The 24,053-nt window shown below is 39.6% G+C and carries 22 protein-coding genes and 1 tRNA gene; 14 read left to right on the top strand and 9 right to left on the bottom strand.

The features are described 5' to 3' along the window. Positions 1-303: 303 nt before the first annotated feature. Positions 304-1,200 carry a helix-turn-helix domain-containing protein gene (locus tag U859_RS0129515; protein WP_025146808.1) on the bottom strand — a complete coding sequence of 299 codons (897 nt, stop codon included), beginning with the start codon at positions 1,198-1,200 and terminating at the stop codon, positions 304-306. 161 nt (positions 1,201-1,361) lie between these two features. Here U859_RS0129515 and U859_RS0129510 point away from each other — a divergent pair, with 161 nt between their 5' ends. From U859_RS0129510 to U859_RS0129480, 7 genes are all read left to right on the top strand, one after another. After that, the gene (locus U859_RS0129510) at positions 1,362-2,213 is read left to right on the top strand and encodes an aldo/keto reductase (protein ID WP_025146807.1); all 852 of its coding nucleotides are present in this window, start codon (positions 1,362-1,364) and stop codon (positions 2,211-2,213) included. Positions 2,214-2,269: 56 nt separating this feature from the next. After that, positions 2,270-2,722, top strand: coding sequence for a nuclear transport factor 2 family protein (locus U859_RS0129505; protein WP_025146806.1), 453 nt, complete (start codon positions 2,270-2,272; stop codon positions 2,720-2,722). A 9-nt stretch (positions 2,723-2,731) separates the two neighbouring features. Beyond that, on the top strand, positions 2,732-3,799 hold the full coding sequence (locus U859_RS0129500) for an alpha/beta hydrolase (RefSeq protein WP_025146805.1): 1,068 nt from the start codon (positions 2,732-2,734) through the stop codon (positions 3,797-3,799). A gap of 13 nt (positions 3,800-3,812) precedes the next feature. Next, the gene (locus U859_RS0129495) at positions 3,813-4,535 is read left to right on the top strand and encodes a carboxymuconolactone decarboxylase family protein (RefSeq protein WP_025146804.1); all 723 of its coding nucleotides are present in this window, start codon (positions 3,813-3,815) and stop codon (positions 4,533-4,535) included. 17 nt (positions 4,536-4,552) lie between these two features. Further along, positions 4,553-5,614, top strand: coding sequence for an alpha/beta hydrolase (locus tag U859_RS0129490; protein ID WP_025146803.1), 1,062 nt, complete (start codon positions 4,553-4,555; stop codon positions 5,612-5,614). 11 nt (positions 5,615-5,625) lie between these two features. Further along, positions 5,626-6,114: a cupin domain-containing protein gene (locus U859_RS0129485; RefSeq protein WP_025146802.1), complete on the top strand. Its 489-nt coding sequence runs from the start codon at positions 5,626-5,628 to the stop codon at positions 6,112-6,114. Between the two features lie 151 nt (positions 6,115-6,265). Next, the gene (locus U859_RS0129480; RefSeq protein ID WP_025146801.1) at positions 6,266-6,739 is read left to right on the top strand and encodes a DinB family protein; all 474 of its coding nucleotides are present in this window, start codon (positions 6,266-6,268) and stop codon (positions 6,737-6,739) included. Between the two features lie 217 nt (positions 6,740-6,956). On the opposite strand, the gene U859_RS0129475 is transcribed toward U859_RS0129480, so the two are convergent. The 4 genes from U859_RS0129475 to U859_RS0129460 all read right to left on the bottom strand — a co-directional run bounded on the left by U859_RS0129475 (position 6,957) and on the right by U859_RS0129460 (position 9,092). Next, complete coding sequence (locus U859_RS0129475; RefSeq protein ID WP_025146800.1) at positions 6,957-7,292, bottom strand: hypothetical protein; 336 nt, start codon at positions 7,290-7,292, stop codon at positions 6,957-6,959. 84 nt (positions 7,293-7,376) lie between these two features. Next, on the bottom strand, positions 7,377-8,129 hold the full coding sequence (locus tag U859_RS0129470) for a glucose 1-dehydrogenase (protein ID WP_025146799.1): 753 nt from the start codon (positions 8,127-8,129) through the stop codon (positions 7,377-7,379). A gap of 92 nt (positions 8,130-8,221) precedes the next feature. Beyond that, entirely contained in the window at positions 8,222-8,809 is a 588-nt protein-coding gene (locus tag U859_RS0129465) for a Crp/Fnr family transcriptional regulator (RefSeq protein ID WP_025146798.1), read from the bottom strand. A gap of 209 nt (positions 8,810-9,018) precedes the next feature. Next, positions 9,019-9,092: transfer RNA gene (locus tag U859_RS0129460), tRNA-Met, on the bottom strand. A gap of 811 nt (positions 9,093-9,903) precedes the next feature. Here U859_RS0129460 and U859_RS0129455 point away from each other — a divergent pair. From U859_RS0129455 to U859_RS0129445, 3 genes are all read left to right on the top strand, one after another. Continuing rightward, the gene (locus tag U859_RS0129455) at positions 9,904-10,284 is read left to right on the top strand and encodes an START-like domain-containing protein (RefSeq protein ID WP_025146797.1); all 381 of its coding nucleotides are present in this window, start codon (positions 9,904-9,906) and stop codon (positions 10,282-10,284) included. Positions 10,285-10,314: 30 nt separating this feature from the next. Then, positions 10,315-11,739 carry an LptF/LptG family permease gene (locus tag U859_RS0129450; protein WP_025146796.1) on the top strand — a complete coding sequence of 475 codons (1,425 nt, stop codon included), beginning with the start codon at positions 10,315-10,317 and terminating at the stop codon, positions 11,737-11,739. A 140-nt stretch (positions 11,740-11,879) separates the two neighbouring features. After that, complete coding sequence (locus U859_RS0129445; protein ID WP_025146795.1) at positions 11,880-13,091, top strand: bifunctional 3,4-dihydroxy-2-butanone-4-phosphate synthase/GTP cyclohydrolase II; 1,212 nt, start codon at positions 11,880-11,882, stop codon at positions 13,089-13,091. Positions 13,092-13,478: 387 nt separating this feature from the next. Here U859_RS0129445 and U859_RS0129440 read toward each other — a convergent pair whose 3' ends face one another. Then, positions 13,479-17,762: a translocation/assembly module TamB domain-containing protein gene (locus U859_RS0129440; protein ID WP_240183117.1), complete on the bottom strand. Its 4,284-nt coding sequence runs from the start codon at positions 17,760-17,762 to the stop codon at positions 13,479-13,481. Positions 17,763-17,983: 221 nt separating this feature from the next. Between U859_RS0129440 and tsaD the strand changes: the two genes are divergently transcribed. Beyond that, positions 17,984-18,985: a tRNA (adenosine(37)-N6)-threonylcarbamoyltransferase complex transferase subunit TsaD gene (gene tsaD, locus U859_RS0129435; RefSeq protein WP_025146793.1), complete on the top strand. Its 1,002-nt coding sequence runs from the start codon at positions 17,984-17,986 to the stop codon at positions 18,983-18,985. Positions 18,986-19,164: 179 nt separating this feature from the next. After that, positions 19,165-19,362: a hypothetical protein gene (locus U859_RS0129430; protein WP_025146792.1), complete on the top strand. Its 198-nt coding sequence runs from the start codon at positions 19,165-19,167 to the stop codon at positions 19,360-19,362. Between the two features lie 115 nt (positions 19,363-19,477). On the opposite strand, the gene recA is transcribed toward U859_RS0129430, so the two are convergent. The 3 genes from recA to U859_RS0129415 form a co-directional block, all read right to left on the bottom strand. After that, positions 19,478-20,491, bottom strand: a complete 1,014-nt coding sequence (gene recA / locus U859_RS0129425; protein ID WP_025146791.1) for a recombinase RecA — start codon at positions 20,489-20,491, stop codon at positions 19,478-19,480. Between the two features lie 135 nt (positions 20,492-20,626). After that, entirely contained in the window at positions 20,627-21,292 is a 666-nt protein-coding gene (gene nth / locus U859_RS0129420) for an endonuclease III (RefSeq protein WP_025146790.1), read from the bottom strand. A gap of 193 nt (positions 21,293-21,485) precedes the next feature. Further along, positions 21,486-22,439: a hypothetical protein gene (locus U859_RS0129415; protein WP_025146789.1), complete on the bottom strand. Its 954-nt coding sequence runs from the start codon at positions 22,437-22,439 to the stop codon at positions 21,486-21,488. A gap of 206 nt (positions 22,440-22,645) precedes the next feature. On the opposite strand from U859_RS0129415, the gene U859_RS0129410 reads away from it, so the two are divergent. Next, the gene (locus U859_RS0129410; protein ID WP_025146788.1) at positions 22,646-23,290 is read left to right on the top strand and encodes a hypothetical protein; all 645 of its coding nucleotides are present in this window, start codon (positions 22,646-22,648) and stop codon (positions 23,288-23,290) included. 1 nt (position 23,291) lies between these two features. Then, the gene (locus tag U859_RS0129405; protein WP_025146787.1) at positions 23,292-23,837 is read left to right on the top strand and encodes a hypothetical protein; all 546 of its coding nucleotides are present in this window, start codon (positions 23,292-23,294) and stop codon (positions 23,835-23,837) included. Positions 23,838-24,053 lie beyond the last annotated feature (216 nt).

Here is a 24,053-nt window from a genome sequence, read left to right as displayed (position 1 = left end):
CATTAAAGATCTTGCTCTCTATTGTTCTTATCATTATCATATATTTTGTGATAAAAGCCTTGAAAAGATATTTGAGAGGCTAAAAATCTTGATAGTAGAATCGGACAATCTCGCTAAGACCAAAAGCCAAACAAATTACAGAACAAATCTAGAATAAAAATGCCCATCTTTTAATTAGTAGCCTTAAGGAAATAATTTCCAAACGATTTTGTCGAAGATTTGCGCCATCTGGCTAATATGAGTAGGATTTCCGATGATTCGTAATTCTTCGAAAAGTTATTAATTTATCAGGTGAACTACTTGTCAGTTCATACTGCGGTATTCATTGGGCGTACTCCCAACCCTTTTTTTAAATAACCGGATAAAATGTTGTGGATATTTAAAACCAAGCTCGTAAGCGATCTCACTCACCGTTTTACTGCTGTCGAAGATTTTATTTTTAGCTACATCAATAATTTTGGCCTGGATAAATTCCTGGGCTGATTTTCCGGTTTCCTTTTTGATCAGGTCTCCAAAATAATTTGCCGAAAAATGAAGTTCCTCTGCACAGTAGGCAACCGAAGGGAGTCCAATCGAATAAGGCTTTTCTGATCTGAAATAACCATTGAGCAATTCTTCAAAGTTCTCCAGCACGCCTTTGTTTACAGCATCACGCGTAATAAACTGGCGGTCGTAAAAACGGTCGCAGTAATTCAGGAGTAGTTCAATATTAGAAGCAATGAGCTTTTTGCTGTGTTTGTCAATTGATTGCTGAAGTTCCGTATCAATTTTGGCAAACAGATCCAGTACCAGTTGCCTTTCCTTGCCTGACAGATGCAAAGCTTCACTGGCATTATAGCTAAAGAAGTTGTACTCACTTAAGGTTTTTCCCAATGAAGTTCCACGGATCAGATCGGGATGAAATACCAGGCCATGCCCCACAGGCTGGTAGTAGTCTGTTTTATTTTCCACATCAATGGTTTGTCCCGGAGAAATGAAAACCAAAGTTCCAGCCTGATAGTCGTAATTGTGACGCCCATACTTTAAGTCACCACATTTTACGTCCTTCAGGAAAACGCAATAAAGTTCAAAGTTCATTTTGGAGCCTGTGCGTTCGTGAGCTTTTGAAAAGTCGAGTACGCTCACCAATGGGTGAAACGTTTCGTGGTTATTAAAAGCATTGTATTCACTGATCGTATCAAAATTAAATTCCTTTTCCATAGCGTTATGTCTTTGCTTATACAAACTTAATCAATTCGGTGGGCTTGCAAACCTATCTGTCATGTGATCAGTAATATTGGTAGTAAAAGCAGGAATCTGTCTACTCAGGTCTTGGATATAGAGCGGATATTTGTAATACAATCAGAGGAGATCATCAAGATATGGAAACAGTTAAATTAAATAACGGCATAGAAATGCCATTACTAGGTTTCGGGGTATTTCAGGTAACCGATCTGAAAGAATGCGAACGCAGTGTATCCGATGCAATTGATACCGGATACCGTTTAATTGATACTGCAGCTTCTTATATGAATGAAGAAGCAGTAGGTAAGGCGATTAAAAATAGTCATATAGCACGGGAAGAGCTGTTTATTACCACTAAACTTTGGATACAATCAGAAGGGTATGCCGGTACAAAAAGGGCTTTTGAAGCATCACTAAAGAAGTTGCAACTGGATTACCTAGATCTTTACCTCATCCACCAGCCTTTTGGTGATATTTATGGAGAATGGCGGGCTATAGAAGAACTGTATAAAGAAGGCAGGGTAAGGGCAATTGGTGTCAGTAATTTTCATCCAGACCGGCTCATGGACCTGATCGTTCATCATGAAGTCGTTCCGGCGGTTAATCAGGTAGAAACGCATCCCTTTCATCAGCAACTGGAGGCGCAACGCTTCTTAAATGAAAACAAGGTGCAGATCGAATCCTGGGGACCTTTTGCGGAAGGAAAGAACAATATTTTTAAAGATGAGCTGTTGCAGGCCATTGGTACACAATACAACAAATCTGTGGCTCAGGTTGTGCTTCGCTGGCTCATTCAGCGCGGCGTAGTGGCTATTCCAAAGTCGGTTCGTAAAGAACGCATGGCTGAAAACCTCGATATTTTTGATTTTAAGCTCAGCGATGAGGATATGAACTCCATCAAGAGCATGGATACGCTTACCAGCAGCTTTTTTGATCACCGCGACCCGGCCATGGTAAAATGGCTTGGAGAAAGAAAACTGGAGCTGTAACCAGGTATAATCAGCATGTAAATCAGATAAAAAACATAAACCCTAAAAACAAGATTATGAAAACCTCAATTATCGGACTATTCTTCTTCATCATGAGTATCGCATCGGTGAACGCACAAACAAGTACGCCTACAAAAGTGGAACAGGAAATCATCAAGCTATCTAAAACCAAATGGGATTGGATGGCCGACAAAAATGTTGATTCTTTAAGCGTATTATTTGACGAAAAAGCGGTTTTCGTGCACATGGGTGGAAGCTGGGGAAAAGAAAGGGAAATAGCGGTGATAAAAAGCGGTGGCATTCATTATAAAAAGGCCGATATCCATTCAGTTTCTGTAAATATTATCGGGAATACAGCCATACTGCTTAATAACATCACGCTGCTCGCAGTGGTTGGTGGCAACGAAGTAAGCAATCCGTTTATTGTAACCGAAGTTTATGTTAAAGAAGGCAATGGCTGGAAAATGGGTTCATTATCATTCACCAAAATAAATGTGCCTGCAAAATAAATAACAATTATGAGAGAATCAAGGAATTATGTGAGCGCAATACTCTTGCTCACAATAAGTTATACATCGCTTCAGGCACAGAACAAGCTTAATCCAACACCTTTAATCATTGCAGCACAAGGTACTTTTTCTGCCGGTGGTACGGTTGTTAAAAGCGAAGGCGTATTCGACCCGCTTAAACCGTGGAATGTACAACAGGGTGGACAAACAAGGCATGGCGATCACGCTGATGTTTTTTATCAGATCCCGCAGAAAGCAAAACGCAATTCGATGGTTTTCCTTCACGGTTATGGCCAGACCAGAAGGAGCTGGCAAACCACTGCCGATGGCAGGGAAGGATTTTCTGACCTGTTTTTAAGGAAAGGTTACGGCGTATATCTTGTCGATCAGCCCGGACGTGGCGAAGCAGGACAAACGACAAAACCGGGGCAGATTACTGCAACACCTGATGATCAGACCTGGTTTACCCAGTTCCGCATTGGTTTGTATCCGGCCTTTAACGAAGGAGTACAATTCCCTAAAGACAGTTTATCGCTGGACCGGTTTTTCCGGATGATGGTACCAAATACCGGCAGTGTGGATGAATCAACGATAGTGAATGCCATGTCGGCTGTTTTTGAAAAATCCGGAGATGGTATCTTATTTACACATTCTGCAGGCGGTGCCCCCGGGTGGAAAACAGCGGTTAAAAATGATCATGTGAAGGCAATTGTGGCCATCGAACCCGGAGGATTTGCTTTTCCTGAGGGCGAAGTACCCGAAGGAAATCGTGGTGGCAAGGGATTACCCCTTAACGAATTTATGAAGTTGACAAAAATCCCTATAGTGGTATATTTCGGAGACTTTATTCCAAAAGAGGAAACCAATGCCGCATCCTTAAACTTCTGGCGTAACGTACTGGCCACGGGCAGGCAATGGGCCAAAGTGGTAAACGCACATGGGGGTGATGTTACAATTGTTCACCTGCCCGAAATTGGCATTAAAGGGAATACGCACTTCATCATGTCGGATTTGAACAGTAATGAAATAGCAGAGGTAATTACGAAATGGCTTAAAGAGAAAAAGCTGGATAAATAACAGGCGCAATAAAATGAAGAAACTGATTATAGCCCTGGCCATGGTATTTGGATTAAGCCCAGATAGTTATGCCAGTGAAGCGCCAAAAGATGGCCAGACCTTAACGATTAAGCAGCAAAAACTGATTGTCATCTCATCATTAACAGCAAAAGGAGATCTCAGTCAGTTAAAAACAGCGCTTGATGCGGCATTAGCATCGGGCCTCACGGTAAACGAAATTAAAGAAGCCATCGTTCAGCTCTATGCTTATTGTGGCTTTCCGCGCAGTATCCGTGGGCTTCAAACCTTTATGGAAGTGCTAAACGCACGCAAGGCCCGGGGGATCACCGATAAATGGGGCCCGGAAGCCACGCCAGTCAATAACGAAGGCAGCAAGTATGACAGGGGTAAAGCTACACTGGAAAAATTAACCGGTTCACTTGAAACAGGACCGAAAACAGGTTATGCCGCATTTGCACCCGAAATAGAAGTATTTCTGAAGGAGCATTTGTTTGCTGATATTTTTGAGCGGGACGTGTTGAGTTATGCAGCGCGCGAACTGGTAACGGTAGCCGTACTGGCAAGTATTGGTGGTGTAGAACCGATGTTGCGGTCGCATTTAAATATCTGCCTGAATGTTGGTTTATCGCCTGGCGAGTTGCAACAGTTTGTGGGCTTGATTAATCAGTCAATTGGCAAAAAAGAAGCTGATGCAGCACAGATCGTGTTAAACGAGGTGCTGCAAAGCAAAAAGTAATATACAACAGTTAAGAAATGAAAAAAATAACATCAATAATAGCATTAAGCATCACAATGGCGGGTTTCGATAGTGCTGAAGCACAAAGCAAAAAAGAAGCTGTTTCGCAAAATCCTTATACTTTAGTGTATGGGGGAGCCATTACCAAAAATGAGAAAGGAAAAGTGAACATTCATCCGGTGAAATATAAATTAAACGGGATTGATATCGCTGCGAATGTATATACGCCTGCAGATTACGATGCTTCAAAAAAATATCCGGCGGTTGCCATAGCGCATCCTAACGGTGGTATAAAGGAACAAACGGCAGGATTATACGCACAGCGTTTGGCAGAAGCGGGTTATATCACCATTGCTGCCGATGCAGCCTATCAGGGCGCAAGCGGTGGTGAGCCCCGTCATACCGATAAACCGGCAAACAGAATCGAAGACATTCATGGTATGGCCGACTTTATTACGCAATTCGCCGGGGTTGATGTGAACCGTTTAGGTGTTTTAGGTATCTGCGGAGGTGGCGGTTATACTTTAAAAGCAGTACAGTCTGATAAAAGGTTTAAAGCCGTGGCGACTTTGAGCATGTTCAACTCGGGTGAGGTAAGGCGCAATGGTTTTCAGAATGCCCAGCTTGCAACCATCCAGGAACGTTTAAAACAGGCTTCAGCTGCCCGTGCAAATGAAGTCGCTGGTGGTAAAATCATTTATGCCGGTGTAGCAAGCATCACAGATGAAGAGATTGCTAAAACTTCAACCGATCTGTACCGTGAAGGTTATGAATACTATTACAGAAGCCATGCACATCCAAATTCGACCTTCTTATACACCACGAGCAGCTTGTTCGACTTAATGACCTGGGATGCCACAACCAATATGGATTTAATTGAACAACCGCTATTGATGATGGCCGGAAGCAAGGCCGATACAAAATACATGACCGATGAAGCATTCCCCAAAGCCACCAGGGCAAACAATAAGGAATTATTCCTGATCGATGGCGCAACTCATATTCAAACCTATTGGAAACCTGAATATGTATTACAGGCCGTAAATAAATTAGTGGACTTTTATCAAACCAACCTTTAAAAACCAGCATCATGAAAAATTATTTTAGCTATACGGTAGTGGTACTGGTTTTGCTTTTTGCAGCCTGCCGTAACGATCAAAAATTGGAAAGTATACAATCACAACATAAGGGGCTTATTTTTCCGCAGGGTGATAAAAATACCAGTGATAATTTTAAAGGTGAAGTATGGGTAAAATCGCTGGTTGATGCCGACAGTTTAAATAAAAACGCCGTTGGTAATGTTACTTTTGCTCCGGGAGCCAGGAGTAAATGGCATTCGCATCCAGCCGGACAAATTCTATTGGTAACAGATGGGGTAGGCTATTATCAGGAAAAAGGACAGCCCAGAAAAATACTACGCAAAGGAGATGTGATTAAATGCCCGCCAAATGTGCCGCACTGGCATGGTGCAAGTCAGGATACGATGTTTGTTCAGGTGGCAGTTACTGGCAGGCAAAAAGGACCTACGGTTTGGCTGGAAGCCGTGAGTGATCGTATCTATCTTTCGAAAGGCAAATGATGTATTTTGACCTGAAGAAATCTAATTGTTTAATTATGCGGTAATGTTGACCTCTTATATACGTAAATGATAAACTTTGAACTTTAATGTGAAAAAGTTACTTTAGAGAACATTACGGATCCTTCTGTTCCTGAAGACTTAAACCAAATAAATGATTAATGTACATTTCGAATGTGAAATTTTAAGAGCGAGCAGGAACAGGCTATTGCAATTAATTGAAACAACTAATCACGAAATATTATTTAAAATTCCAGCGGGTTTCAACAATAATATCATCTGGCAAATAGGTCATTGTATCACTTCTCAACAGCGGCATATGTATATGCGTAGTGGCTTACCCATGTATATCTCTAAAGCATTTATGGAATCCTTCAAAATTGGATCGTCTCCGCGTTCCTGGGAAATTAATCCGGATGTGAATGAGGTGAAACATTTATTGATTGATACCGTGGACCACCTTGAATCAGATCTGGAATCTGGATTATTTGTAAACTATGAGCCCTTTGAGTTGCCCCTCGGGTTTAAAGTGAAAAATCATGTCGAGGCACTACAAGCTGCTAACTATCACGAAGCGGAGCACAGCGGGAGGATTTTTACTTATTTGAAACTGTTAGGCAAAGAATGAAGTAACCTCATTAGCGTAAGTTTTCCGTGAATAGGGCGATAGAATGGATGGCCGGTGCGATTCAGTGTTTGATTCATTATATTTTCCCCCATCTAGTCTTAGCGTCTCGCTAAGACAAAAGCCAAATAATTATGGATAGATCTTAAAAAAAGCCCATCTTTCGATGAGCTTTTAATCAGTAGCAGGGCAGCAGAATCGAATTACCGATCCTTAAGCCCTATAGCTGTTTAAACCAATAAATAGCCTGACTGATCGAAAATAATATTAATACAATATAAAATGCATTTAAGAAAAACCTGTAGTTTTTTGGTGTTAACACGCCTTCTCCAAGCAGAGAAGATTTAACTTTTGTTTTCCAAAAAGGAGTGAACATTAATAGGATCGTTAAAACAAAGACGATCAATTGAAAATTAGTGGCTCTTTTATTAAAGTTAAAAAAAGTTACAGATCCTGCATTTATAAACAGAAGAAGTTGCAGGAAATAAAATAGCCATAATTTCATTTCTTGTTCCTTTCTAATTTCCCATTCTTCGTCTGAATAATTTTCTTTCATATTTTATTGATTACAATTTACTCCTGTTCTGTTTATGATGCTCCAACAATATACGCGTTTGAACCCGTACCAGTGAATAAGAAATTACTTCGCTAAATAAGTCATGCCACCATCAACAAGGATTTCGGCGCCAAGCAAGAACGAAGAATCTTCAGAAGCAAGAAAAACCGCTGTTTTACCAATGTCAGACGGTTGCCCGATCCGGCCGATTGGCATCACATCCGCAAACTGTGCTTTCACCGCTTCAATGTGTTCTGCAGGAACGAACTTATCAAATGCAGGCGTATCTGTTGTACCCGGCGTGATTACATTTACCCTGATCTTTCTTGCTAACAAATCGTTCGAAAAACTTTTTGCCAGAAAGATCACCGCAGCTTTTGCGGCGCCGTAAAGCCCAAACGATGGATATGCCCGATGTGCGGCATTTGAGCCGATCAGAATTATAGAGGCTCCATCATTTAGATAAGGGAGTGCTTTTTGTACCGTGAAGTAAACGCTTTTCAGGTTAAGGTCCATGGTTTTGTTATAGTCAGCTTCGCTCGTATCTGCTACAGTTCCGGTTGTTCCTGCACCGGCGTTGGCTACCAGTACATCTATTTTGCCGAATTTTTCGGCTGTATCTTTAAAAACGCTTTCTAAATCGGCAAGATTCGTTACATCTGCATTAACGGCTATAAAATCTTGGCCTAGCTGAGCAACAGCATGGGCTAATGTTTGATGATTTCTGCCTACAATGGTTCCGGTAGCGCCTTCATTTTTAAATGCTTCAGCAATGCCAAATCCAATACCGCTATTGCCGCCTGTAATTACAGCTACTTTATTTTTTAATTTACTCATGATCTTTACGATTTAATGTTAATCCAAAGATGCACCAGCGTAACGAACTGCATCTTATCAAAAGTCATTAAATACGCTTGATAAAGATCAATCTATTTTAAAGCGTTCTTCCTGATCCTGCTTAAGGTTTCGGGGGTTAAACCCAGGTAGGAAGCAATTAAATTTTGCGGGAAACGCTGTATAAAATGAGGATAATCGTTAACGAGTTCCTGAAACCGTTCTTCGCCAGTGAGGCTAATGGAAGACTGCATTCTTTTCTGGGCAGCGATGGTATTATTTTGACTAAGCACGTTTTGCATCGCTGAAAAAGCAGGAATGGGTTTAATGAATTCCTCTACCAGGTTATGGGTGATTTGCAAGATCTCCATATCCTCCAGTGCTTCGATGTTAAAGCGGCTTGGCGTGAGTTTGTAAAAACTTTCAAAATCGGCTAACCACCAGTCTTCAATACTTAACTTTAAGATATGCTCGTGTCCTTTTTCATCTACGGTGAAGGTCTTGGCAGCACCTTTCACAATAAATCCGGTATATTTACATACATCGCCTTCCTGTAAAAAGTATTGTCGTTTCCGGATTTTTTTAGGTTTGAAATGTGCTATCAATATTTGCTTATCATCCGCTGAAAGCGTTTTGCCGGAAAGTCTTTGAACGTAATCGAACAGCGCTTCAAAATTATGCATGTTTAATTTCTTAAGGAGAAGCTTCAAAAATAAAACTTTCAACTTATTTTTTTGCTGCTTTTTTACCTGAATTGGTTCTTACTGAGTTGAAGGAAAACGCAATCAAACTAATCTTCATCTGGTCTTAGCGTCCCGCTTAGACAGAGCCAAACCATTATAAATATAGATTTAAACAAAAAAAGCCCATCTTTCGATGAGCTTTTAATCAGTAGCGGGGAGCAGGATCGAACTGCCGACCTCAGGGTTATGAATCCTGCGCTCTAACCATCTGAGCTACCCCGCCGGGTCAAATATTTACTGATAACGTAAATACCGATGTGGTTATTTTTAAGAGTTGCAAATATAGAATAAATATACATTTTAATAAAAAGAAATGTAAAAAATACTTTAAGGCCTTAATGCTCAGTAAATTTAATTGTTTTTGGGGTGTTTTAAAATTGAAATTGGTGCTTCAAATGAGTTGGGTGATTTGGTTTATAGCAGGATAAAACGTCGCTTTTCTGCAATGGGCTAAATTAAACTATTTGAAAACGTTTAAATTATAGATTGGTCATTGCAACAAGGTTATCAGGCTAAATAAGATCAAAATATTGATAAACAAGGTCATTTGATGTCGAAAAGCGTGCTTAATCAGGCTAATTTAGTTTGAGTTCTGGCAAAAAAGACTTGATTTTGATCTTTAAAAATTAGGCGAATTTAGAAGATGGTGGACTCGAAGTATCGTCATTTCGATCCCGAATATTCGGGATTACACTCCTCCGATAGCTATCGGATCGAAATGACGGATTTTCTATTGGAATTTGTCAGTGGAAACATAGTTGAAGGGTAGTCGGTCCAAAGTTCATAGTCTATAGTCTTGAGTCGGTTTCAGTAATTAACCAGTTTAAACAATTAACCGATTAACCAATGAACCAATGACCAATAACCAATTGAACAATCAAACTATGAACCATTGACTAATGAACCAATGACGAATGAACTAACAAACCAAACTATGAACCAAATTCACTAACTGTTGCAGATGTAGAATAAATTACCTTTCTTTAGAAAAATAATATTAAAAAATTCCGGAATTATCCTGGTAGTGTACTAACATGGCAGAAAAGAAAAAATTTACACTCGAGTACGAAGTTAGATCGTCGCCAAGAATATTGTATAGTTTTATTAGCGAACCTAATGGCTTATCGCAATGGTTTGCAGATGATGTAAATTTCCGCGATCAGGTATATACCTTTACCTGGGATGATGAGCAGTTAAAGGCAAAACTGGTTTCGGTAAAAGAAAATAAACTGGTTAAGTTTAAATGGCTGGATGATGAACCTCAATGTTATTTTGAGATGGAAATTGTACAGGACGAATTAACCAATGATGTAGCCCTCTCGATCACTGATTTTACTACTGATGAGCTCCTTGCAGAGAAAAAATTAATCTGGGACAACCAGATCGATTATCTGATTAGCGTTTTGGGTGCATAATATTCTCGTCGTATTGTTTACCTTTGTAGGGTGAAAAAAATACATCTTCTATTAATAAAAGCATTCGTGAAACCCTTCATAGCAACTTTTTTTGTTATGATGTTTATCCTGTTGATGTTTTTTCTATTTAAATGGATTGATGATTTAATAGGAAAGGGCTTTGAATGGTACACCATTTTGGAGCTGATGTATTATGCTTCGGCCGCCAATGTTTCGATGGCGCTGCCCCTCTCGGTATTGCTTTCTTCCATCATGACTTTTGGTACACTTGGCGAAAATTATGAGCTGGTGGCCATTAAATCAGCTGGTATTTCCTTGCAAAAGGCCATGCGTCCATTATTTGTGGTGATCCTGATCCTTACTGTAGCCTCCTTCTTTTTCTCCAATTACATGTTGCCCAAAGCCAATTTAAAATTTGGCTCGCTGCTGTACGATATCCGGAACAAAAAACTTTCTTTCCTCATTAAACCTGGGGTTTTTAACAATGCCATTCCGGGTTATGCCATCCGTGTCGATTCGAAAGAAGAAGATGGTACCCTGCACAACATCATGATTTATGATCACCGGGAGAATAATGGTATTCCAAAAATCATCCTGGCCAAAGAAGGTAAAATGAGCAAAACCTCCGATGGGAAATTCCTGCAGCTTAACCTCAAAAATGGCATCCAGTACGAGGAGCAATCCTCAAAAAATGGGATGTACAACCCGAGGCAGGTTTTTACGCGGAACCGTTTTAAAGAAACCTGGCCGCGTTTCGATATGTCGTCTTTCGATCCGAATACAACCGACCCTAATGCATTTGGTAACAGTACCCCGATGCTCAACTTAAAAGGCATTGTGAAAAAGCGCGATTCGCTTACCAAACAGCTCGATACTTTACAGATTAAAACCATTGCCAACCTCACCAGTAACTTTAAACAGTTTAACACCACTAAAGGTTATACCAAAATAAAAGCGGTACCCCGCGAAATTAATGATGTGGTATTGAAGAGCATCCCGAACGGATCGCGGAAACTGGCGCTCGATAATGCCACCAACGTAGTGGCCAATATTATGCAGCATGTACCCAATTGGGGGCCACGCCAAACCGATTTAAAGGGCGAAATTATTTTTGCTACCGTAGAATACCAGCGCAAGTTTACACTTGCCGCTTCCTGTATCCTGCTTTTCTTTATCGGCGCACCATTAGGGGCGATTATCAGAAAAGGTGGAATGGGTTTACCTGTTGTGGTGGCCATCTGTTTCTTCCTGGTATACCACATCATTACCACTGTTGCCGAAAAATCGGCACGAGAAGGAAACCTGAACCCGATATTCGGGATGTGGATTGCGGTGATTGTACTGTCGCCACTGGCCGCATTTTTAACCTATAAAGCCACGGTAGATTCGGCACTTTTTGATGTAAATTACTACAAACAGCTCATCGTTAAAGTGTTTAAAAAGAAGGGGAAATAAAGGCCTTTTCCTTTACTTACAAATGATATTTTAATCCAAATAATGCGCCATAAGGTTGTACATTTGTACGGGTTATTGCCCTGGTGTAAAAGTGGTTTTAATTGGTCTTACACGAGCTTTGCCCCATAATGCTATATAAAATGCAAACGAAATTAAACACAATAGAAGAAGCCATCGCAGATATAAAAGCTGGTAAAGTTATTATTGTTGTAGATGATGAGAATAGAGAGAACGAAGGTGATTTCTTAACGGCTGCCGAAAATGCAACGCCCGAGATCATCAACTTTATGGCCACTTATGGTCGCGGTTTAATCTGTGCGCCCTTAACAGAAGAGCGTTGTAAGGAATTAAACCTGAATCTGATGGTGGGCAAAAACACGGCAGCTTACGAAACCAATTTTACTGTTTCGGTAGATCTTGTGGGCCATGGCTGTACTACCGGTATTTCAGCAAGCGACCGTTCTAAAACGATGCTGGCTTTGGTTGATCCTAAAACGGATCCTGAAGAGCTGGGCAGACCAGGACATATTTTCCCTTTGATTGCCAAAGATGGTGGTGTAATCCGCCGTGCAGGTCATACCGAAGCCGCTGTAGATTTAGCGCGTTTGGCTGGAATGAAACCAGCAGGTTTATTGGTGGAGATTTTAAAAGAAGATGGTGAAATGGCCAGACTTCCTGATCTGTTTAAAATTGCCGAACAACATCAGTTAAAAATCATATCGATTGAAGACCTGATTGCTTACCGTTTAAGGATTGATAGCTTGATTAAACAGGAAGTAAGCATTGACTTGCCTACAGCATGGGGCGATTTTAAAATGACAGCCTATACCCAGTTGGATAACAATGCAACACACCTTGCAATTTCTAAAGGTACATGGAATGCAGACGAACCGATTTTAGCCCGCGTACACAGTTCATGCGTAACAGGCGATATTTTCGGTTCATGCCGCTGCGATTGCGGACCTCAGCTGCACAAAGCTTTGGAAATGATCGAGAAAGAAGGTAAAGGTATTGTGGTGTACATGAACCAGGAGGGCAGGGGTATTGGGCTGATTAATAAATTACGTTCGTACAACTTACAGGATGCCGGTTTCGATACGGTAGAAGCCAATATTAAGTTAGGCTTTAAAGGTGATGAACGCGATTACGGTGTGGGTGCACAGATCCTTCGTTCAGAAGGTGTATCCAAAATGCGCCTCATGAGCAACAATCCAACCAAACGAGCCGGCCTGATCGGTTATGGTTTAGAGGTTGTGGAAAACATCCCGATTGAGATTGCCAGTAACATACATAACGAACGTTATTTAACCACCAAAAGAGATAAAATGGGGCACTCGATTATGAAAGGATAGCCCAGTTGGCAGTTAGCAATTAGCAGTTGGGAATTGCAAACTGAAAACTTAAAAAAAAAGCCAGTATCGAACTTCAGTCTGATATTGGCTTTTTTTTAGTCTGAAGTCCTTTTACGAGTCCGAAATCGATTAATTAATTGAGTCATCCCCCTGCGGTCGTCATTTCCACTGGAGCATAGCGGAATGGAGAAATCTGTTTTGTTAACCTCTAAGTCAGTTAATCCAAAAGCAAATTTTGTCATTCTGATCCGATAGCTATTGGATCAAAATGACAGGAGCAATTCAGCAATCGAACCACTGAACAATTGATCAATAAACAGTTAAGCAATTTCAACAATTACCGATTAACCCCTTAACAATTCAGCAATCAAACAATGCAACAACAACTTACCTTCTCTCTTTCCCTTTGCTTTGATTTATAATCGCATCCTTACTAAGCGATTTATTCGTTTTAACAGGAGCTTCGCTTTGTTTTCGTTTTAAATTACGGCGGTAGGCACCAGAAATTTTCTGGATAAACTCTTTAAACGTATCAAACTGCTGGGTATATAATAAACCAAAAGAGGTTACATTCGCCGTCGGACTAATTCCGCTGTTTAAGAAAATACTCTGTTGTGTAGGTGGTTTGTTGGCTGCTTTAATGGTTAAACTACCATCTTTCCTCAGTAAAAACAAGGCCTCAACTTCTCTACCCACATTGTTATCGGCGAAATTGATCAAGGTAAAATCGTTTACACTGTTCCGGTCTACAATACCTGCATTGATAATTAAACGGTCGTTGAAAAATTTGAACGATGCATTGGCTTCACTTAACGAACGCACGTTTAGATCCACAAAATTTAAGTTTAACGAAGAGAGCACATTGTTAAACTGGTTAAATACGAGTTCTGTTGCCGTACTGGTTGCCGTAGAGCTCAATTGGTTCCCGATAGATTCGCCACCATTACCTGGCGCAAAACTCCTTCTGATAATCAAACTGAATGCCTGTAAATTCAGGTTGTTCTGGTCGCTGAAATATGTCTGCAATTCTTCCTTGATAGAAGGCTGTGAAGGAAAATTGATATCCAGTTTAATATCCGGTTTTAACAATAAACCTGTTAATCCCATTTCTACCTCGGTATTTACCCTTTGGTTGGCATTACTACTCGCATCGCGGTTGGCTGCTTTATACAGGTCATTTAAACTTGCTCTTAAAGCGTATACAGCCTTTAAGTTAATCTGTGCTGCCGTAGGATTACCCGTCCAGCGGATCGTTCCTCCCTGCCTGATGTCAAATTTCTTATTGATGACCTCCTGCGCCGTAAAATCGAAACTTCCGGTTTCAATAATGTAATCTCCTGACATCTCGAAATCGCCAAAACTATTGATGTTCAGGTTTAATTCTGCATTACCTTTACCACTCAGGTTACCCAGTGTAGTGTAAATATTGGCAGTAGTATTTGGATCAATGGTTAGTTTAAAGCTAAGCGTAATACCATCGAAGTTTGTTTTTTTCTTTACCACAACCGAAGAATCGCGGCTTACAAAGTTAATGAAGTCTTTGTCTGATATCGTTTCAGAACTGTTTAAAGGCAGGTTGAAAATCGTTCCTTTTTCAGTTTTAGCCTTAATATCGATTTTCATCTTATTTGTTGGCCCCTTAAAACTGAATACCCCTGTACCATAAGCGCGGCCATAATAAACCGAGTTGTCTTTTGCGGTGGTATTTAAGGCCATTAAACTGTTTGCATTAACGGTTACATCTAAGGTAGGATAGTTAATGTTGTTTAAATCAACCGAGCCATTCGCAGTAGCTTCGTGCCCTTCCAGATCGTTCAGCGTAAAATTGTCCAGTTTAATGATGCTGTTGTTCACCTCTACTTTGTCGGTAATTACATAAGTGGCTTTCAGGTAATTTACCATCAGCTGCCCCTTGTCAAGTGCTAAACTTCCGTTAATCTCCGGTTTATCAAATTTTCCTTTTACAGTTAAATCTGCGGAAATATTGCCTTTTAAATTCGATACCAGCTCTTTAACAAATGGCTCTAATATGGTCAGCTTGCTCTCACTCATTTTCAGTCCGAGGTCTATTTCTTTCTCTTTCAGATCAAGATTTCCCGTCAGTTTAAAAGTCTCCGAATCGTCTGCCACCACACGGGTAAACACATTTATTTTTTTGCTTTCATTGTTGTACGATGAGGTATCGGTTAACGTTCCGATGTAGATGTCGTTAAAATTTAGCGAATCGATCTTTAAATCGTCGGTTACCCTTGGCGCTTTTAATATGCCATAGAGATCCGTTTTTCCATTGGCATTTCCGCCAAGCTTAACGCCAAATCCTTTAGTAAAAGGGTTGAGGGTTTTGAGGTTAAAATCTTTAAGTCCAACACTAATCAGGTCTTTCGGATCTTCAGAAATCAATCCATCAATGGTTAACTGCTGTTTTCCATTGGTCAGGTCGAAATTGGTGATTTCCGTTTTACCATTGTTCAATACAATACGCACCTTCTCCTGGATACGCCATTCTTCACTGTTTATTTTCAAAATAGAAGGCAATACGCTTAGCCTTGCCGTCGTATCCTGGTTTTTGGTAAACTCTACCAATCCGTTCAAATCGAGCTGATTTGCTTCATCAGAATTCGACATTTTTACGTTGAAAGCCAAACTATCGTTCCTCAGGATGTTCGAAATGTTTACATCTTTAATAAATAAACTGTCGTTAATCTGCACACGATCGGATGTTACAATCAGTTGCAACTGTTGCGTGGTGGTATTTTCATCAAGGATGATGTTGTTCACCACAATGCCATTATACTTCAGTTTCTTCACGAAACCGTTTAAGGTAGCCTTATTGTTCCTCGAATCGAAATCGCCCGTTAGGGTTGCGCCTTCTTCCAGTTCTAAACCCGGGGCAAAGAGCTGCGCCAGCGGTTCGAACTTTTTAACCTTGAGGTTGAACTCGAAAATCTGGTTTCTATACTTGAAGATATCAGCCTTTAGTGATGGAATATAGGTTTTGGCAATGGCCTTGTAATAGGATACAATAGAATTTAAATCGTACTCGCCTTTAATGTTTGCGTCTAAAATGTCCGACCGGATATCAAGTACGCGAGTTGCACCCGTACCGTTGGCCGTTAGCTGCACCGAATCTACACTGTAAATGCCTTTAGGATTCTGGAGCCTTACCTCCTGTATCAGTAATTTACCCGATATGTTATTCAGGTTAGTGCCCGAAAAGTTGGTGGTAAATTTCGCATCAACCATCAGCGAATCTTTTAACAGTTTTAAAGCTTTTAACTTTGCCTTAGAAATGGTTGCATTAAAATTGAATACCGGCAATTTGGGATTCAGGTTTACCCCACCATCAAATACCAGTTTAACATTACGATCGTTAATGCTCAGTTTACCGTCGAAATACTTTTTATCAAAAGTACCGTCAATCTTCACATTATGGTAACGGTAGTTGTTAAAGTCGATATAATCTACATCGCCGTTAATTTTTTCAGTTAACTCTTTCAGCTCCGTTCCTCGGCCTTTTACATATAGCGAAGAACTGATGCGGCCCAGGCTTTTTTCATCAAGCAGGTTGCCGATGTTGAAATCGTAAGTTTTTACATTTCCTGTGTAAGAGGGTACATCGTTTTTATCGAGCTTCATGTTTACATCCGAAACAATGCGGCCAAGTTTGGTTTTAAATTCGCCATAAGCGATAAAATCGTTCTGGAAACCTGTAAAACTCCCGTTAAAGTTAATGTTGCCAAACTTGTTAACAATTACCGGGATCATTTTCTTTTTGCTGTTGGTAATGCCCATCAACACTTCATCAAGATCGGTTTTGTTGGTGCCTGCCATCTCGATGTTCAGGTCCATAAAAGTTTCCCTCCATTTTGGCAGCCCCTTTAAAATAAAATCACCTTTAATGTGGGTAGCTTTTCCTGTCCTTAATGAGAGTTTTTTAGCTTTAAGGTTATTCACCAGTCCGGTAATCTGTCCGTCTACATCCAGATCGAGTTTCATCGTATTCAGCTCAGGTGCAAAGAAGGCAACATCACGCGAAGTAATGTGGCTGTCTTTAAAGTTGGCTTTCATCCGCACATTATCAACATAGTGATTAAAATCCCGATAGCTTTTAAACTTCATCTGGTAATAATCGGTTAAACGGCTCTGGTTGGTTTCCAGCAAGAGGTTTTTTAACTCTATGGCATTGCTGTCAATGGTAGTTTGCGCCGTAAGGTTTTTTAAATAAAATCCACTGCGCTCCCTAAAAGTTAAGTTCTTGATATTGGTTTTAACCAAATGGTTTTTCATATCAAGGCCTTCAAAAATCCCGCTCAGTTGTTTTACATCTACATTATCGAAGTTAACACTGCTGCCCTGCGTGGTGTCCTTTGCTGCGAAATTTTTATACCTGAAAGCAAATTTGTTTAAAATAAGGCGGCCGAGTTTTACATCAAAAGGCTTGCTCTTTTTTTTCTTTACCGTAGGTTTACCAGAATCGAAGTAGTTGATGATGAAATCGAGGTTAGAAGACTTATCTTTGAAATCCTTTAGGAAAAAATGCCCGTTATTGATCTGTACGGTATTGATATCAATAATCTTTTTATCAATGGATAATTGATTGATATCGATCATAAATTGAGGCGTGCTCAATAAAGTGTCTTTTTGTAGATCAAGCACCAGTAAATCTTCCAATACGATAGATTTAAAGGGTTTGATATACAGGCTTTTGATTGATATAGTGGTTTTAAGCTCTTTTGATAAATATGCCGCCGCTTTCTGAGCAAAGTAAGTTTGAACAGGCTTAAATTGCAGAGAAAAAATAACAAGCGCGAGCAGCAAAATTATTGATGCGATTACCCAAAGGAGTATTTTAAATAGTTTTTTAATAATTTTGCAGCTTAAATATTAATAATTTGTCTGTTATACTTGCTATTGAGTCCTCTTGCGATGATACTTCCGTTGCTATTTGTAACAACGGCAAAATTACTGCCAATGTTATTGCAAACCAAACAATTCATCAAAATTATGGTGGTGTAATCCCTGAATTGGCATCAAGGGTACATCAACAGAATATTGTGCCCGCCGTACAGCAGGCTTTAATTGATGCCAATGTAACAAAACAGGACATTAATGCCGTTGCTTTTACACGCGGACCAGGCCTTTTGGGATCATTATTGGTTGGTGTTTCTTTTGCAAAGTCTTTTGCATTAGCCTTAAATATACCTTTAATTTCTGTCAATCACATGCATGCGCATATTTTGGCGCATTTTATTGATGATCCAAAACCTAACTTCCCTTTCTTATGCCTTACCGTTTCGGGAGGACATACACAGATTGTTCTGGTAAAAGATTATTTCGATATGGAAATTGTGGGCGAAACTTTAGATGATGCCGCCGGTGAAGCTTTTGATAAAACGGCTAAATTGTTAAATCTGCCTTATCCCGGGGGACCCTTAGTAGACAAACATGCAAAGCTTGGAAATCCTTTGGCTTTTAAATTTGCTGAACCGCAGATCGCTGACCTGAATTTTAGCTTTAGTGGTTTTAAAACTTCTATTCTGTATTTTATCAGGAAACAGGAAAAAGATAATCCGAATTTTATTGCCGAAAATTTAGATGATATTTGTGCGTCAGTTCAGCATAGCATTGTTCAGATTTTGATGAACAAATTAAAGAAAGCGGCAAAGCAATATAATATTAAAGAAGTGGCCATTGCCGGAGGCGTTTCGGCTAACTCTGGTTTAAGAAACGGATTACAGCAGGCTGCAGATGAGCTGGGTTGGAACATTTATATTCCCGCCTTTCAATACTGCACAGATAATGCCGGTATGATTGCCATTGCAGGCTACCAGAAATACCTGAAAAAGGATTTTGTAGGACAGGATGTTTCGCCAATGGCAAGGATGGAGTTTTAAGCGAATGGTTAATCGGTTAATTGTTGAAATTGGTTATTCGACCGTGATTCCGTGACCGAATAATAATGCGACGTGGCAACTGAAAACTGTGTACTGAAAACTGAAAAGGATTATAGCCTCTTGAAATGGATTAAGGCCTTCACTTCCGACCTCGGACTAAAAAAATTAAATTAAACTATATGACTGGAGCATCGTTAATATTTTGGATTGTTTGTGCGATACCGCTTATTGCCATCATTTACTGGTTGATCAGGAAAGATAAAAATAAACTTAAAGGAAGCTGGGGGGTGATTATTTTAGGTGCCCTGGTTATTGCTGCACTTTTGGTAATTGTATATGTGACCAAAGATTTTGATGCTGTTTTCAGTCAGAATTAAAATGCCTCTTTTTTAAAGGAAATGTTTAAATTCCTAAAGAATGATTCATTAAGTAAAACGCCCTGTTAAATTATCTTTAACAGAGCGTTTTTATTATGGTAAGTTAATCTTTGGCTTATTTTTCAGCCAGTTTATCACCTGTTACTTCAGCTTTGATTTTCACTTCCAGTTCTTCAGCAAGTTCAGGATTGTCGCTCAACAATTGTTTTACGGCATCTCTACCTTGTCCAAGTTTGGTATCTCCGTAAGAGTACCAGGATCCTGCTTTTTTAATAATTCCGAAGTCAACACCTAAATCTACAATCTCTCCGTTTTTAGAAATACCTTCACCAAACATCACATCAAATTCTGCAATACGGAAAGGCGGAGCTACTTTATTTTTAACGATTTTTACTTTAACGCGGTTACCGGAAACTTCGTCAGAATCTTTGATCTGCGAAATACGACGGATATCCAAACGTACGGATGCGTAGAATTTTAAAGCGTTACCACCGGTTGTAGTTTCAGGGTTACCGAACATTACGCCGATTTTATCACGCAACTGGTTAATGAAAATACAGCAACATCCGGTTTTTGAAATTGTTCCGGTTAATTTACGTAGTGCCTGACTCATTAAACGGGCATGTAAGCCCATTTTACTGTCGCCCATTTCGCCTTCAATCTCACTTTTAGGAACCAGTGCCGCAACAGAGTCAATTACAATTACATCAATAGCACCAGAACGGATCAGATTATCCGCAATTTCTAAAGCCTGCTCACCATTATCTGGCTGAGAGATTAGCAGGTTATCGGTATCTACACCTAATTTCTTTGCATAAAACTGATCAAAAGCATGCTCTGCATCTATAAACGCTGCAATACCGCCTTTTTTCTGTGCTTCAGCAATAATGTGTGTAGCTAAAGTTGTCTTACCAGAAGATTCAGGGCCATAAATTTCGATTACACGGCCTTTTGGAATACCGCCAATGCCTAAAGCGATATCTAAACTGATTGATCCTGTAGAAATAAAATCTATAGGTTCGATGGCAGAATCGCCAAGTTTCATGATGGTACCTTTACCGTATGATTTCTCTAGTTTATCTAAAGTTAGCTGTAAAGCTTTTAATTTATCTGGATTTGCAGTGCTCATTTCTTTTTTCATTGATTGCGTAAATATAATTGATTCTCGGCTAATATGTTAAAATGTTGATATTTATAATGCTAATATATTTAGCTAAGTTAAATGTTTTTTAGCTAATGTCAATAGTAAAGTGAAAATATTTTTTTAAGCTTTTAATTTATCACGCTCGTTTTGTGCGGTTAAGCGTTCAAAGTACCTGCACATATAGGTAATTTCGCAAACATCACATTTAGGATTTCTGGCTACACAAACATAACGTCCATGCAAAATAAGCCAATGGTGTGCAATGTGGATATCATGCTCGGGCAGATGTTTAACTAAATCTTTTTCTACAGCAAGTGGGGTTTTGCCGTTGGTTAAGCCCAAACGATTAGCTACGCGAAACACATGGGTATCTACAGCCATTGCGGGTGCATTATAAATTACCGAGGCAATTACATTGGCAGTTTTCCGGCCAACTCCCGGCATTTTCTGCAGATCGTCTATGTCAGAAGGCACTACGTCATTAAATTCGTTCAGCAGGATATTGGCCATGCCTACGAGGTGTTTAGCCTTATTGTTGGGATAGCTGATGCTCCGGATGTAATCGAAAACAATATCTGGTGTAACCTCTGCCAAAGCTTTTGCATTTGGGAAACGCTGAAAAAGGGCAGGGGTAACCATATTCACCCTTTTATCGGTGCACTGTGCAGAAAGGATTACAGCAACTAATAGCTGATAGGGGTTATTATAATGTAACTCGGTTTCTGCATCAGGCTGCTTGGCCGAAAAATGTTCTACAAAAAGTTTGTAGCGTTCTTTTTTAAGCATGCGCAAATATAGGGGAAAGATGTAAAATGGAAGAGGGAAAATGTATGATGGGCCATTTGCTATTAGTTTATTGCTCAATAGTTCATTAGTACATATTTCATGGTCTGATTGCTCATTGGTTCTTGATTTATTGGTGATTGATCATTGTTTGCATCGGTTAATCCACTCCAGGCCCCAAACGCCCAACTCCAAACTAACCGATCTCGCTCAATAATCTATCGCATTCTGCAAAAGCATGATACAGGTATTTGTTACGGTGTTTTTCGCCCTGGCCGCTAAAGGAAACCGATTTCATAATCAGTCCCTGCATCCATTGTTTGGTTTGTTTGCAATAAGCCTGATCTTCGGTTCTTAAATAGTTAAAGGTATTAAACCTGTTGTAGCAGGCCATGCGGTCTTTAAAATCAACTAAGTAGGAAATGCTCCCTAAAACATCGCAGTTATACCAGTTGAAGGTGTGCGCCGGATCGATGGTTTTTTTGCTGCTGATGGCGTACATATTCATATCGGTTAAGCAGTATTTTACCTGCTCAACAATTTTTATGGCTAGTTCAGTATCGGTAAGGTGCCCGGCTTCAAATGCATACCTGATCTGTTCTAATGTACCTGTTATGGTATCTTTCGACCATATTTCGGTACTGGGTATTTCTAAATAAGCGGCATGCAACGCTTTCGAAATTTCAATAATTTCATCAGAAAGAAAGGAAGAATTAAAGGGTATCTCCAGGTTGTTGGCGCTGTTTGCCCAGAAAAACAATTTAAAACTGGTGAGTTCAGGGTATTTGAAAAAATGAAATACAGGAATATCATCAGTAGTAATGGTAATGTGTTTCTCCTTACTGTTTTTAATCGCCTTAATGTTATCCAAAAGATTGCGCAGGTAGTTTACCATATCTAAATCTTCATTTACACTGAGGTAGCTAAATGTAACTGATAATGATTGTTTCGGACTATATAAAAAAGGTACATCAAAACAATCAGACAATTTGATAATCTGCTGGAAAGTGAGGTTGCTATCGCCCCTTATTTTTTTATAAGCTTCATTGGTGCTGATCCCTAATTCTTCCGCAACGCTGAGTGCCAGGTTTTGATAATCGGGTAAGGCCGATTTAATTGCCTGAAAAAATAAAGCCTGTTGGTTATCCATAAAGATTAATTTTTGAATTCAATATTGTAATTTTTAATAACTGAGTGGATTATTTTATGATGTTAAATTAAGAATTATAATCTTTTATCAAGATTTTTTATATATATTTTATTTATAAGATAATTTTTTATTATGATATAATCTTTAAGGTTAATTCGTGTTTTTTTAGTGTTATAGATTTGATCAATAATTTAAACTATATCAAAATGAACATGCAAATCTCAACATTCTTTAAACCTTGTGACTATGTTGCAGGGGTTAATCCAAAAACAACGGTAGCTGCTTTAGCTGTTTCTTTTTGTTTTTTCTTTTCAGGCTGTGCTTCTTTTTCGGATAAGATGATTAGTCGTCACAAAATCGACTTATTAAAGGAGGACTTACCGCAACTCTCGGGTATCTATCAGCTGAAACCAGATTTGGAGTATAATAAAGATGGAGAAGCTAAACTGGCACAAGGCAAATATTTAATTGAAAACATTCATAGGTCCATCAGTCAAAAGAAGATCGATATCGATACTTCTGCCAATTTATTGCTAACAGTTAAAGTGCTCGATAGCAATAATGTCAATTTTCTTTTTAAAAACGATAAAATCGTTCTCGATAGCGTGACGTTGTCGACAGAATTACAGTCAACCGGATTGCTGTATTTAGGTAATCATTATGTAAAAGCTATTGGTGTACCATATTTATGGGGAGGCACAATGAGTGAGAAAACAAGGATCGGTTTGGCGAGTGACGGTGGTCTCATTCTGAATCATGTAATTGATCGCTCGGGTGGGATCTTGTTAGTGTTTTTGGGTGGACATTCTTCTCAATCGGCCTATCATTTTAAAAGAATAAACTCGAAATAATATGAAAAAGCTTTTTTTACTTTTTGTTTTAGCCCTGCCAGGCAATATGGCTAAAGCACAGACCGATTATGGAAATTTTTTTAGCGCTTTAAATGTTGGAATAGAGTTTGGTGCGGCAACGTTACGTGAACCTTTAATGTCAGGTTTTATCGGTTATAACAAGCCCAAATCTTATATCAAGTTTAAGTTCTCTTCTGTAATGCAGAATACATATGAGGTAAATGTAAATGGGGAGAACAATAAGGTGCCCGGTTTTTCGGAAGCGGCACTAATGATCGGCAAAAAGGTTAAAATTAACGCTAACAGCCGTTTTGAATTTGGTGTGGGTGCTGCGGTGAACAGTGATCTAAAAAAATATGATCAATCGAATAGTGATACCACGCGGGATAAAATTATACAGAAAAATGCTGCAGGACTTGTTGCTGAAGTACGGTATGTTTTTCGTTTTATTGATGATGTCGGGGTTTCTATATCCATCAATGGGAATGCAAATAATCAAAAAACTTTTGCTACCGGAGGTTTAGGTTTAGTGTTGGGCTTAAAATAACATGAGTTTTGGGTCTTAATTTTGTCATCCGATAGCTATCGGATGCGAACTGAAGAAGGGACTTTGCATTGCTTCCGCTCGCTCATATGCAGCCTCGCAATGACGAAATATTTTACTAGGGGTTTTGTTAACGGCACAGACCCTTCATTATAAACCTGATGGGAGCGACAGCCCGAGCTTTTTCAGTGAGGCTACAGCGTACAGGTACTGTCTTCA

This window comes from Pedobacter jeongneungensis, assembly GCF_000633455.1.
In the GTDB taxonomy this organism is placed as follows: domain Bacteria; phylum Bacteroidota; class Bacteroidia; order Sphingobacteriales; family Sphingobacteriaceae; genus Pedobacter; species Pedobacter jeongneungensis_A.
This window is presented reverse-complemented; position numbering and strand designations above follow the sequence as displayed.